Raw genomic sequence first — 11,756 nt, 5'->3', positions numbered from 1 at the left:
CGGTATGACACCGAAAAAGATCCTGCGTCGCCCCCGGCCGGACACCGCAGCGGCCTGGGGGCAAAACCTGCCTCCCCTGCTGCGCCGCCTCTACGCCGCCCGTGGCGTAACTTCGGATGAACAGCTCAGTTATACCCTGAAGCATCTGGCGTCACCCCTTCAGTTGCGTGGCATTGACCGTGCCGTGGAGCTGCTCGCGGAGGCCATCGGCCAGCAGCAGAAGGTGCTGGTGCTGGGGGATTTCGATGCCGATGGCGCCACCAGTACCGCGGTGGCTATGCTCGGTTTGTCCATGCTCGGGCTTGGCGCCATCGATTTCCGTGTGCCCAGCCGGTTCTCGGACGGTTACGGCCTGACCCCCGGCATCATTGATCGCCTGAAAGAAGAAGGGCAATTGCCCGACCTGCTGGTCACCGTGGACAACGGTATCTCGGCTGTCGAAGGTGTCAAAGCAGCGCGGGACATGGGGGTCCGGGTCGTGGTCACCGATCACCACCTGGCCGGCGAGGTGCTGCCGGACGCAGATGCCATCGTCAATCCCAACCAGCCGGGCTGTCCGTTCCTGAGCAAGAACGCTGCCGGGGTAGGGGTGATGTTCTATGTGCTCACCGCCCTGCGCAAGCACCTGAGGGAGGTTGGCAAGCTGCCACAGCCGGAGCCGAACCTGGGCTGCCTGCTGGATCTGGTGGCCCTGGGCACGGTCGCCGACGTGGTGCCGCTGGACCACAACAATCGCATATTCGTTGAACAGGGCCTACGCCGGATCCGGCAGGGTGAGGCGAGGCCGGGCATTCTCGCGTTGCTGGAAGTTGCCGGACGGGACCATGCCCACATCAGTTCCACCGATCTCGGCTTTGTCGTCGGGCCGCGGCTCAATGCCGCCGGCCGTCTGGACGACATGAGCGTGGGTATTGCCTGTCTGCTGGCGGACAATCCGGACGAAGCCCGGCGCCTGGCCCGGGAACTGGACACCTTCAACCGGGAGCGCCGCACCATTGAGCGGGACATGAAAAGCCAGGCCCAGGAGTTGCTGGCATCCATGTCCCTGGAGATTGAAGGTCTGCCCTGGGGACTGGCCCTGTTCGATCCCGACTGGCACCAGGGCGTGATCGGCATCCTGGCGGCCCGGATCCGTGAGCAGACGCACCGGCCCACCATCGCCTTTGCACCGGATGACGATGGTCAGCATCTCAAGGGTTCTGCCCGCTCCATCCCCGGTCTGCACATCCGCGATGCCCTGGCGGTGGTGGACGCCCGCCACCCCGGATTGCTGAAGAAATACGGGGGCCACGCCATGGCTGCCGGCATGACCATTGCCAGGGAAGACCTGGATGCCTTCAGCGACGCGTTCGACAAGGCCGTGCGCGATGCGCTCACTCCGGAGGACCTGGAGGCGGCTATCATTACCGATGGCCCGCTGGGTAGTGATGAACTGAACCTGGATACCGCCTACCTGCTGAAGCGGGCCGGCCCCTGGGGGCAGCATTTCCCGGAGCCGGTATTTGATGGTGAATTCCGTGTGGTGAGCCAGCGTATCGTCGGGGAAAACCATCTGAAACTGGTGCTGCAACCGGCGGATGGTGGCGGGATCATTGACGGCATTGCCTTCAATACCGGGCGGGAAGTGCCGGATTACACCCGCTCGGGCGCGCGCGTGGTGTACAAGCCGGATGCCAATACCTTTCGGGGGCGGACGAATCTGCAGTTGCTGGTCGACTACATTGAAGCCCTGTGAATGAAAATGGGGTCGGACCCCGTTCGGGGTCCGACCCCTGCGTTATCGTCGCAATTCCCTATCACGGCTGATTTACACTTGGAATTCCGGTAGAATTCCGCCTCTGTTTTACACCCCATTTGCCAAAGCGAGAAAGGGTTTCATGGAAATCAATCCCATAGTGACGAAGATCAAAGAGCTTCGCGAGCGCACTGAAGCGCTGAGGGGGTATCTTTGACTATGATCAGCGTAGTGAACGTCTGGTCGAAGTAGAGCGGGAACTCGAACAACCCAGCGTCTGGGACAATCCCGAGCGGGCCCAGGGCCTGGGTAAGGAGCGGTCGGACCTTGAACTGATCGTCCACACCATCGACAACCTCACCACCGGCCTCAGCGATGCCGAAAGCCTGCTGGAGATGGCGGTTGAGGAAGACGATGAAGGCACTGTTGACGAGATCCAGTCTGATCTGGATGCGCTCGATGGCGAACTGCAGAAGCTGGAATTCCGCCGCATGTTCTCCGGCGAGATGGACGCCAACAATGCTTACCTGGACATCCAGGCCGGCTCCGGTGGCACCGAAGCCCAGGACTGGGCCAACATGCTCCTGCGCATGTATCTGCGGTGGGCCGAGCGCCGTGGCTTCAAGGCGGAAATTGTCGAACTGCAGGAAGGGGAAGTGGCCGGCATCAAGAGTGCCACTGTCCATATCCAGGGTGACTATGCCTATGGCTGGCTGCGCACCGAAACCGGCGTGCACCGTCTGGTCCGCAAGTCCCCGTTCGATTCCGGCAACCGTCGCCACACCTCGTTCTCTTCTGTGTTCGTATCTCCGGAAGTGGATGACAGCTTCGAGATCGAGATTAATCCGGCGGACCTGCGTGTGGACGTTTACCGTGCCTCCGGTGCCGGTGGTCAGCACGTAAACCGGACCGAGTCTGCCGTGCGACTGACCCACAACCCGACCGGTATCGTGGTGGCCTGTCAGGCTGGCCGAAGCCAGCACCAGAACAAAGACCAGGCCATGAAGCAGTTGAAGGCCAAGCTCTTTGAACGCGAGATGCAGCTGCGTAACGCCGAGAAACAGAAGGCGGAGGATGCCAAGGCCGATATCGGCTGGGGTAGCCAGATCCGTTCCTACGTCCTCGATGACAGCCGGATCAAGGACCTGCGCACCAAAGTGGAAACCAGCAACACCCAGGCGGTTCTGGACGGCGATATCGACAAGTTCATTGAAGCCAGTCTGAAGATGGCGCTGTAACCGGCGCCATTCTCGTCCAACCCGACTAAACCGGACAATCCGAATCCTAGTGAGCCAACATGACTGAACACACCCAACACGCCGCACAGCACGAGGACAACAAGCTGATTGCCGAGCGCCGCGCCAAACTGGCTGACATGCGCCGCCACGGCCATCCGTTCCCCAACGACTTCCGTCGCGATGCCACCGCTGCCGAGCTGCAGGAGAAATATGGTGACAGGAGCAAGGAGGAGCTGGAGCAGCTTGATATCAAGGTGGCCATCGCTGGCCGCATGATGCTCGACCGAAAGGCGTTCAAAGTGGTTCAGGACATGACCGGTCGCATCCAGGTCTACGCCACCAAGGATGTCCAGAAGGAGACCAAACACTGGGATCTGGGTGACATCATTGGTGTCCGGGGCACCCTCTCGAAGTCCGGCAAAGGTGATCTTTACGTCACCATGGACGACTACGTGCTGCTGACCAAATCACTGCGGCCGCTGCCCGAGAAGCATAAGGGCCTGACCGACATGGAGGCCCGCTACCGGCATCGCTATGTGGACCTGATGGTCAACGAGGAAACCCGCAAGACCTTCCAGATCCGCACGCGACTGATCAACAGCATGCGCAACTACTTCAATGCCCGTGGTTTCATGGAAGTGGAAACCCCGATGCTGCAGGTAATTCCTGGTGGCGCCACGGCACGCCCGTTCGTGACCCATCACAACGCCCTGGGCATCGACATGTACATGCGCATCGCGCCGGAACTCTTCCTCAAGCGGCTGGTGGTTGGCGGTTTCGAGCGGGTGTTCGAGATCAACCGAAACTTCCGTAACGAAGGCCTCTCCACCCGGCACAACCCCGAGTTCACCATGGTGGAGTTCTACCAGGCGTATGCCGATTACAACGATCTGATGGATCTGACGGAAGACATGCTCCGGCAGATCACCAAGGAAGTGCTGGGCACCACCACGGTGGTCAACACCCGTGAGCTGGCCAACGGCGAAACCGAGACCGTGGAGTACGATTTCGGCATGCCGTTCAAGCGGATGACTGTGGTTGAGGCAATCCTTGAACACAATCCGGACATCCAGGCCGGCCAACTGGGCGATGAAGCCAGTGCCCGCCGGGTGGCCGATGAGCTCGGTATCCAGCTCAAGGACACCTGGGGTCTGGGAAAGGTGCTGGTGGAGATCTTCGAGGCAACGGCCGAGCACCTGCTGGTGCAACCGACGTTCATTACCGATTATCCGAAGGAAGTGTCGCCGCTGGCACGCTGCAAGGACGATGATCCGTTTGTCACCGAACGGTTCGAGTTCTTCGTGGGCGGTCGCGAGCTGGCTAACGGCTTCTCCGAGCTCAATGACGCCGAAGACCAGGCCGAACGTTTCCACGCCCAGGTGGCGGAAAAGGACGCCGGGGATGACGAGGCCATGTTCTATGACGAGGACTACGTCATGGCGCTGGAGTACGGTTTGCCCCCTACCGCCGGTGAGGGCATCGGTATCGACCGCCTGGCCATGCTGCTGACCGATTCGCCGTCCATCCGCGACGTCATCCTGTTCCCGCACATGCGCCCGGAGCACAAGGTCGAGCATCAGCAGGCGGAAGACGAAGAGTAACCGCTCAACCCGGCGGATGTCTTCCAGGACGGGGTCAGATGAAAGCTTTCATCTGACCCCAACTTTAACCAACCCAGCGATTCCCCAGGAGTCGGCCATGCACCCCGCCCAAACCCTGGCCAGCCAACTGAAACCCGGACGTGGCTGGGACGACCATCTCACCGGCGAATTCAGCCAGCCCTACATGCAGCAGCTGGCGGAGTTCCTGGCGGCGGAAGAGCAGGCCGGGAAGGTGATCTACCCGCCCAGCACCCACTGTTTCAATGCCCTGAACAGCACGCCGCTGGGTAAGGTGGAAGTGGTGATCCTCGGCCAGGACCCCTATCACGGCCCCGGCCAGGCGCACGGCCTGTGTTTCTCCGTGCGACCGGAGGTTCCGGTTCCGCCCTCGCTGGTCAATATCTTCAAGGAAATCCGGGATGATCTGGGGATCGAGCCACCAGACCATGGCTGCCTTCAACCCTGGGCGGAGCGCGGGGTGCTGTTGCTGAACAGTGTTCTGACGGTAGTGCAGGGCCAGGCCGGTGCCCATCAGGGCAAGGGCTGGGAAACCTTTACCGACAGGGTGATCGAGACAGTCAACCGGGAACGCGAAGGCGTGGTGTTCCTGCTCTGGGGTAGTTACGCCCGGAAAAAGGGCCGGCACATTGATCGTAACCGGCATCTGGTGCTGGAAGGTCCGCATCCCTCGCCCCTCAGTGCGTATCGGGGTTTCTTTGGTTGCAAACACTTCTCACGGGCCAACGAATGGCTCCAGGGCAACGGACAGTCGCCCATCGACTGGTCGCTGCCCGCCAGGGCGGAGCTGATTGCCCGCTATCGCAAGCCTGCGTCAGCCGGCTGAAGATTCCTGATCACCCCCTTGCTCGCGCTCCGGCACGGCATAGGGCAGGGGCAGGGCAGTCAGGTTGTTGCCCTCCACTGATAATGCCTGGTCTGCGGCATCGTGGCGAATCACCGCCAGCAATTCTACTGAACCATCGCTGAAGGGCACCCGGTTGACCACCGTGCCAACGGTCCGGTCGCCCTTTTTGACATCGGCGCCGGGCGTGACGTCGCCGGAACTGCGGAACCGGAACAGGCTTTTTTTCAGCTGTCCGAGGAAATGCATGCGGGCGATGACCTCCTGACCGGTATAACAGCCTTTCTTGAAATGGATGCCGCCCAGGTGCTGAAGGTTGAGCATCTGTGGCACGAACGCCTCCCAGCCGGCCTCATCAAGGGCCGGAACACCAGCTGCAATCTCGGTTGCGTGCCAGTCTGCCAGTGATAGCTGTGAGGCGGCTCTGAAAACCGGCTGGTTACCGGAGGTCTGCCAGAGTTCGTACCTTTCGATACCACGATCATCGGATTCAACCCGGATCAGTAGGCCTGAGTCGATTCCGAGTGCGTCGCCCGGAGCCCGGAGCCCGGAAATATCCCGGTCGACAGCCGCTCGTGCTGTCTCCTGTCCCAGGATGCCCCAGATGACACCGTCGTCGAGGGTTTCCATGGTCGTACCCCGAAACAGCATCAGGTATTTCCGCAGCTGGCCCAGAGTCTGCTCCGCGAGTGCGGCCGGGAGGTCCAGAATGACGCTGTCCCCGTCGCGGGCCAGTCGGGTCAGGCAATAGGCGCGTCCCTTCGGGCTGCTGGCGGCTGCGCGAAGGGCACGATCAGCAGTGACCTCCTCGAGGTGCTGGCTGAACTGGCCCTGGAGAAACTTGTCGGTTCCGGGGCCTGACACCCGTACCAGGATCCGGTCAGTGAGTCTGACGTAGCCCTGATCGGGCAGCGGCAGGCTGGCGGTTTCTGGTTGTTTGGGAACAGCAGTATCCGTGTCGGTCATGGAAACTCCGGGTCGTGTATCAGTTGGACAACTGCGACTGGCCCAGGCGCAGCCATTGGCGCAACCGTCGGAACTGGTCCGGACAGACATTGCCACCAGGCCATGGCTCAGGGGCCAGGAGAATGAGGTAGTACGCCCCTAATCTGGAGCCTGTCGGACGAAGTTTCAAGAGCGTCAGCATCGGGCCGAGCCGGCTGGCACGGCAGGGCTGGACCGGAATGGCCTCCCGCCCGGGAAGTATCGCCTGCAGCTTCCCGGCTTCGAGCGCCAGGCCGGTAACCGAGCGTTTGCCGCGAAGCAGGCCAAAACGGCGATAGTGCAGGATCGCCCCGGCGCCTGCCACCGGGGCGAGGGCCAGCATCCAGGGCCGGGTCCCGGCGGCTGCGGTCAGGGCGAAGGCGAGTAGTGCCAGCCAGGGCAGAGTCGCAATCAGGCCGGCGCTGACAGAGGGGGACAGCCGGAGATCAATCCGGCTGGACACGGTTCAGGATCATGTCGACGATGCGCTGGAGATCCGGGTCTTCCGGTCGGCTGCGCTGCATGAACCACTCGAACATATCGGTGTCCTCGCAGCTGAGCAGTTTCTGGTAACGGGCCTGGTCTTCGGGCTCAAGGTCGCGGTAGACCTCTTCCACGAACGGCACCAGGAGCACGTCAAGTTCCAGCATGCCGCGGCGGCTGTGCCACCAGAGGCGCTTGAACTCGGGGTTGTCAGACGTAGAGGGAGTGTGGGACATAATGGTATCGCCAGTTTTCCAGAGAATTTGAAGGATCAGGGGGCCTGGGTCCGGTAGGTGGTCGGAACCAGTACCGTATCGCGGGCTTCGTTGAGCAGTCCCGGGTAATCAAGGGTGTAATGCAGACCCCTGCTTTCCCGGCGCTGCAGTGCCGAACAGATTATAAGGTCAGCCACGGTGACCAGATTGCGCAGTTCCAGCAGATCATTGGAGACCCGGTAGTTGCTGTAGAACTCGCTGATCTCCCGGTCCAGCAGGTCGACCCGGTGCTTGGCGCGCTGGAGTCGTTTGGTGGTCCTCACAATGCCGACATAGTCCCACATGAAGTGGCGCAGTTCGTCCCAGTTGTGGGAGATGACAACGTCCTCATCGGAGTCCCGGACCTGGCTCTCGTCCCACTCCGGGGCGTCCGGAGGTGGCGGAATATCCGATTCCCGGCGGGCAATGTCGGCGGCAGCGGCCCGGCCGTATACCAGACATTCCAGCAGAGAGTTGCTGGCCATGCGGTTGGCTCCATGCAGGCCGGTGAAGGCGGCTTCGCCGACGGCGTAAAGCTGGTTGACATCGGTCCGTGCCCGTTCGTCGCTGATGATGCCGCCGCAGGTATAGTGCGCGGCCGGAACCACCGGAATCGGTTCCCGGGTGATATCGATGCCAAACCCGAGACATTTCTCATAGATAGTCGGGAAGTGGTGCTTGATGAAATCCGCCGGTTTGTGGCTGATGTCCAGGTAAACGTGGTCGACACCCAGGCGCTTCATTTCATGGTCGATGGCGCGGGCGACGATGTCCCGGGGAGCCAGCTCGGCCCGTTCGTCAAAACGGTCCATGAAACGGGTGCCGTCGGGCAGCTTCAGCAACCCTCCCTCGCCACGAACCGCCTCGGTGATCAGGAACGACTTGGCGTGGGGGTGGTACAGGCAGGTCGGGTGGAATTGATTGAACTCCATGTTGGCGACCCGGCATCCGGCGCGCCAGGCCATGGCAATGCCATCCCCCGAGGCGCCATCAGGGTTGGTGGTGTAACGGTAGGCCTTCGAGGCACCCCCGGTGGCGATGACGGTGAACCGGGCCCGGAAGAGTTCCACGTGGTTGTCTTCCAGATTAAGTATATAGGCGCCCACACAGCGGTTACCGGGCAGCGACAGTTTGCGGTTGGTGATCAGGTCCACTGCTACCCGCTTCGACATGAGATGAATGTTGGAACGCGCCTGCGCCTGGGAGGTCAGGGTGGTCGACACTGCATGCCCGGTGGCATCGGCGGCGTGGATGATACGCCGGTGACTGTGTCCGCCTTCTCGGGTAAGGTGGTAGTGTTCGCTGTCATCCTCGCGGGTAAAATCCACCCCGGATTCAATCAGCCAGTCGATGCTGTCCTTGCTGTTCTCCACAGTGAAGCGCACAGCGTCCTCGTGGCAGAGACCGCCGCCCGCCGCCAGGGTGTCCTGTATATGGTTCTCGACTGAATCCTTGTCATCCAGCACTGCGGCAATACCGCCCTGGGCCCAAAGCGTGGCGCCACTGCTGATGTCAGCCTTGCTGATGACTCCGATGCTGAGGTGCTTCGGCAGGTTCAGGGCAACAGTAAGACCGGCAGCACCACTGCCGATAATGAGAACATCGTATTCGTAGGACTGTGGCATTGGATCGATATCGCGGGCCATAATGTGGACGTGTATTGAACTAAACTTTACGCCTGCTGTCTATTTGGCCTGACGGCGCGCCCCTGTGGAGGGTGCGCCCAAAATGGACAAAAACGGACGCCGGACAGCAGTGATGACTCAAGCAAATCTCGCAACGGCCGAAAAGCTGGCCACAACATCAGGGAAAACCGGCAAACCGTCCATGACGCCTGAACAGAATCAGACACAGGGTGAGCATTCCGACAGCCAGACGGACCTCCAGCTCGTGCGCAAGGTCCGCAACGGCGATCGGGCGGCTTTCGACCTGCTCGTGGTCAAATACCAGACTCGAGTAGCCTCAATCATCAGTCGTTATGTCTACGATTCCCAGGAAGTGATGGACCTGACCCAGGAAACATTCGTCAAGGCCTATCGCGCCATTGATCGGTTCCGGGGAGACAGCGCGTTTTACACCTGGCTGTATCGGATTGCGGTCAATACCGCCAAGAACTTCCTGGAATCCCGGGGCCGGCGCCCGCAGGCCAGTGCCGATGTCTCAGATGCTGAAAATTTTGATGACGGTATCCGGCTGAGGGATCCGGCTTCACCTGAGCGACTGTTGCAGCGTGAGCAGTTGCAGGAGGAGTTGTCCCGGGCCATTACCGAATTACCGGAAGAATTGCGTTCGGCCTTCCTGTTGCGCGAGTACGATGGTCTCAGTTACGAGGACATCGCCAAGATTCTGGAATGTCCGATCGGAACCGTCCGTTCCCGTATTTTCCGGGCGCGGGATGCCGTGGATCGGCATCTTGGCCCATTGCTCAATCACACAGAGACAACTTGAGGTTGCATCCGATGGATGATCGTCTCAGAGAAACCCTGTCGGCCATGATGGATGATGAAGCGGATGAGCTATCGGTACGCCGGCTGCTGTCCCATCATGACCAGACCCGGGTGCGCGACCAGTGGCAGCGGTGGCAGCAGGTCCGGGATCTGATGCACAGTGGCCATACACCGGCGGAGGGTGTGGATGTCAGTGCCCATGTCCGGGAGGCACTCGATGGCCGCCCGGGAAGCGTCCGTCAGCGTCCGTCGGCAAAAGGCATTTCTCCGGCTGTACGCTGGCGCTGGCCGGCAGTCGCAATGGTTGCGGTAGCCCTGGTCGTGGGATTTGGCGCCGGTGCTGGCTGGGATTCGAGGGAAGGTTCGGCGGCAGCCGGTGCACCGGAAATGGCTGCACAATCTTTCCCTGACCAGGGTGCTGCCACTGCCCCGGTTCGCGAAGTGGCGCTGCAGGGTCTTGATGAAGAACAGTGGGAACAAATGAGTCAGTACCTGCTGGAGCACGCCCAGCACAACAGTGTCGGGGCGGGGCGCGGCGCGGTCGGTTATGCCCGGGTGGTCAGTGCCGGCAATGGATACTGATATCTTGGAGTGCGAATGCGCATGAACAGGCTGTCGTCACACTTGAGAGCTTCTGCCATTCCGGCCCTGTTGCTGGCGGTTCTTGCCTTGACAATTCCCGGCCTGGCGGCTGCGGACAGTGACAGGAGTGAGGTGAACCAGTGGCTGGAGCGCCTGGCGCCGGCCCTCAATATGACGTCCTATCGTGGCGTTTTTGTCTACGCCCGGGGCGATCAGGTGCACTCCATGCAGATCGCTCATCGCTACCGTGACGGCATCGTCGAGGAACGCCTGGTGATGCAGGACGGAGGCAGCGGCGAGATTGTCCGGCGCGGTGTCAATGTGGTCTGTGTGCTGCCGGACCGGGGCCGGATCCGCCTGGATCAGGTCATTCCGTCCGGCCCCTTCGCGGAGGCATTTACCAGCCAGTTGATGCCGGTCAGTCGTTGGTACAGTGCCGAGATGGTGGGCGAGGACCGGGTTGCCGGCTATGAGGCGGTCGAGATCGCGCTCAGATCCCGGGACGAGTACCGCTACAGCCACCGGTTATGGCTGGAGAGAACAACCGGCTTGCTGGTGAAAAGCCATGTCCGGGCCTCGTCGGGAGAGGTAATGGAGCAGTTCCAGTTCACCAGCCTGGAGATTACCGACAATATCCCGGACGAGGAGTTCGAGATCCGGACCGAGGGCCGCGAGATTTCCCGGAGCCTGGCTGCCGATGATGGACTTGCCGAGGCTTCACCGGTTGCCAGAATGAACGGCTGGGAACTGGGGTGGCGTCCCGACGGTTTCGCACCCGCGGCGGCTCCCCGGGCCGGCCGCGGTCAGGTCGTCGCGTTTTCTGATGGTCTGGCGGCATTCTCGGTGTTTGTCGAGCCGGCCGGCCGTCTGAACATGCCCAGGGGCGCTTCCCGTATCGGCGCCACCACTATCTACATGCATGCACTTGAGTCCGGAGGACGCGAATTCCTGGTGACCGTGGTGGGCGAAGTCCCGCCGGCAACGGCCCGGAGGGTCGCCGAGTCGGTCCGGGTGCAGGACAGCCTGGCGCTTGAGGGTAATGGCTCGTGATTACCGAAACCGGCAAAGTCATCGCGATCAAGGGCGATCATGCCTGGGTGCAAACCATTCGGGCGAGTGCTTGCCAGAGCTGTTCGGCCCGCAGTGGTTGTGGTCAGAGAGCGCTGGCGTCAGTGACCGGCGGTCGGGCCAATCAGGTCCTGGTCGCCAATAGCATCAATGCCAGGGTGGGCGATGAAGTGACCATTGGTATCGAGGAACAGGCCCTGCTGGGTGCCTCCGTGGTGGTTTACGCCGTTCCGCTCGTTGCCATGGTGCTGGCAACCATCGCCGGCCACAATCTGTCAGGAGGCAGTGATGGTGGCGCCATGCTGGGTGCTGCTGCCGGCCTCGCTGGCGGCTTTCTCCTGACCAGGTTCCTGCCCGGCCGTCGTGGCGGCTACGAGCCGAAGCTTCTGCGGCGCAATCCGGATCGTGGCCCGAACCTGTCTATAAATCCTACCGATTTGTAAGTTGAAAACGCTTTACCGGGCCTCAAAACTAACCTTATCAGTTGTTAATACATGGGGGT

12 protein-coding genes are annotated in these 11,756 nt (G+C 61.3%); 8 read left to right on the top strand and 4 right to left on the bottom strand.

Translation table 11 applies throughout. From position 1 onward, the window contains the following. The first annotated feature begins 4 nt into the window (after positions 1–4). From recJ to ung, 4 genes are all read left to right on the top strand, one after another. Positions 5–1,735 carry a single-stranded-DNA-specific exonuclease RecJ gene (gene recJ / locus ACQUTG_RS15155; protein ID WP_428920210.1) on the top strand — a complete coding sequence of 577 codons (1,731 nt, stop codon included), beginning with the start codon at positions 5–7 and terminating at the stop codon, positions 1,733–1,735. 142 nt (positions 1,736–1,877) lie between these two features. Beyond that, a protein-coding gene (gene prfB / locus ACQUTG_RS15150) for a peptide chain release factor 2 (protein ID WP_428920209.1) occupies positions 1,878–2,973 on the top strand; the annotation gives its coding sequence in 2 pieces (ribosomal slippage) (positions 1,878–1,949 and positions 1,951–2,973; 1,095 coding nt in all). A gap of 59 nt (positions 2,974–3,032) precedes the next feature. After that, positions 3,033–4,574 carry a lysine--tRNA ligase gene (lysS, locus tag ACQUTG_RS15145; RefSeq protein ID WP_428920208.1) on the top strand — a complete coding sequence of 514 codons (1,542 nt, stop codon included), beginning with the start codon at positions 3,033–3,035 and terminating at the stop codon, positions 4,572–4,574. A gap of 97 nt (positions 4,575–4,671) precedes the next feature. Next, positions 4,672–5,418, top strand: a complete 747-nt coding sequence (gene ung, locus ACQUTG_RS15140) for a uracil-DNA glycosylase (RefSeq protein WP_428920207.1) — start codon at positions 4,672–4,674, stop codon at positions 5,416–5,418. On the opposite strand, the gene ACQUTG_RS15135 is transcribed toward ung, so the two are convergent. The 4 genes from ACQUTG_RS15135 to nadB are packed head-to-tail and all read right to left on the bottom strand — an operon-like array spanning position 5,407 to position 8,782. Further along, positions 5,407–6,402, bottom strand: coding sequence for a YgfZ/GcvT domain-containing protein (locus ACQUTG_RS15135; protein WP_428920206.1), 996 nt, complete (start codon positions 6,400–6,402; stop codon positions 5,407–5,409). The two genes, ung and ACQUTG_RS15135, sit on opposite strands and share 12 nt — an antisense overlap. Positions 6,403–6,421: 19 nt before the next feature. Beyond that, positions 6,422–6,883, bottom strand: coding sequence for a hypothetical protein (locus tag ACQUTG_RS15130; protein WP_428920205.1), 462 nt, complete (start codon positions 6,881–6,883; stop codon positions 6,422–6,424). Next, positions 6,867–7,139: a succinate dehydrogenase assembly factor 2 gene (locus tag ACQUTG_RS15125; RefSeq protein ID WP_428920204.1), complete on the bottom strand. Its 273-nt coding sequence runs from the start codon at positions 7,137–7,139 to the stop codon at positions 6,867–6,869. Before ACQUTG_RS15125 ends, ACQUTG_RS15130 begins: the two co-directional genes overlap by 17 nt. Before the next feature lie 35 nt (positions 7,140–7,174). Then, positions 7,175–8,782, bottom strand: coding sequence for an L-aspartate oxidase (gene nadB, locus ACQUTG_RS15120; RefSeq protein WP_428920203.1), 1,608 nt, complete (start codon positions 8,780–8,782; stop codon positions 7,175–7,177). A 133-nt stretch (positions 8,783–8,915) separates the two neighbouring features. Between nadB and rpoE the strand changes: the two genes are divergently transcribed. The 4 genes from rpoE to ACQUTG_RS15100 are packed head-to-tail and all read left to right on the top strand — an operon-like array spanning position 8,916 to position 11,697. After that, a complete protein-coding gene (gene rpoE, locus ACQUTG_RS15115) occupies positions 8,916–9,605 on the top strand; it encodes an RNA polymerase sigma factor RpoE (RefSeq protein ID WP_428920202.1) in 690 nt (229 codons plus the stop codon). An 11-nt stretch (positions 9,606–9,616) separates the two neighbouring features. After that, positions 9,617–10,186 carry a sigma-E factor negative regulatory protein gene (locus ACQUTG_RS15110; RefSeq protein ID WP_428920201.1) on the top strand — a complete coding sequence of 190 codons (570 nt, stop codon included), beginning with the start codon at positions 9,617–9,619 and terminating at the stop codon, positions 10,184–10,186. A gap of 21 nt (positions 10,187–10,207) precedes the next feature. Further along, positions 10,208–11,236, top strand: a complete 1,029-nt coding sequence (locus ACQUTG_RS15105) for a MucB/RseB C-terminal domain-containing protein (RefSeq protein ID WP_428920353.1) — start codon at positions 10,208–10,210, stop codon at positions 11,234–11,236. Then, entirely contained in the window at positions 11,233–11,697 is a 465-nt protein-coding gene (locus ACQUTG_RS15100; RefSeq protein WP_428920200.1) for a SoxR reducing system RseC family protein, read from the top strand. Before ACQUTG_RS15105 ends, ACQUTG_RS15100 begins: the two co-directional genes overlap by 4 nt. The last annotated feature ends 59 nt before the right edge of the window (positions 11,698–11,756 follow it).

The sequence above is a fragment of the Marinobacter sp. DUT-1 genome, from assembly GCF_050379415.1.
Taxonomy (GTDB): Bacteria; Pseudomonadota; Gammaproteobacteria; order Pseudomonadales; family Oleiphilaceae; genus Marinobacter.
Note: the sequence above shows the minus strand (reverse complement) of the source record. Positions and strands in the feature narration are given on the sequence as shown.

Coding starts and splice junctions, on each gene's coding strand:
- recJ (WP_428920210.1), top strand. CDS start 5: ATGACACCGAAAAAGATCCTGCGTCGCCCCCGGCCGGACACCGCAGCG.
- ACQUTG_RS15135 (WP_428920206.1), bottom strand. CDS start 6,402: ATGACCGACACGGATACTGCTGTTCCCAAACAACCAGAAACCGCCAGC.
- ung (WP_428920207.1), top strand. CDS start 4,672: ATGCACCCCGCCCAAACCCTGGCCAGCCAACTGAAACCCGGACGTGGC.
- ACQUTG_RS15105 (WP_428920353.1), top strand. CDS start 10,208: ATGAACAGGCTGTCGTCACACTTGAGAGCTTCTGCCATTCCGGCCCTG.
- lysS (WP_428920208.1), top strand. CDS start 3,033: ATGACTGAACACACCCAACACGCCGCACAGCACGAGGACAACAAGCTG.
- nadB (WP_428920203.1), bottom strand. CDS start 8,782: ATGCCACAGTCCTACGAATACGATGTTCTCATTATCGGCAGTGGTGCT.
- rpoE (WP_428920202.1), top strand. CDS start 8,916: ATGACTCAAGCAAATCTCGCAACGGCCGAAAAGCTGGCCACAACATCA.
- ACQUTG_RS15110 (WP_428920201.1), top strand. CDS start 9,617: ATGGATGATCGTCTCAGAGAAACCCTGTCGGCCATGATGGATGATGAA.
- ACQUTG_RS15125 (WP_428920204.1), bottom strand. CDS start 7,139: ATGTCCCACACTCCCTCTACGTCTGACAACCCCGAGTTCAAGCGCCTC.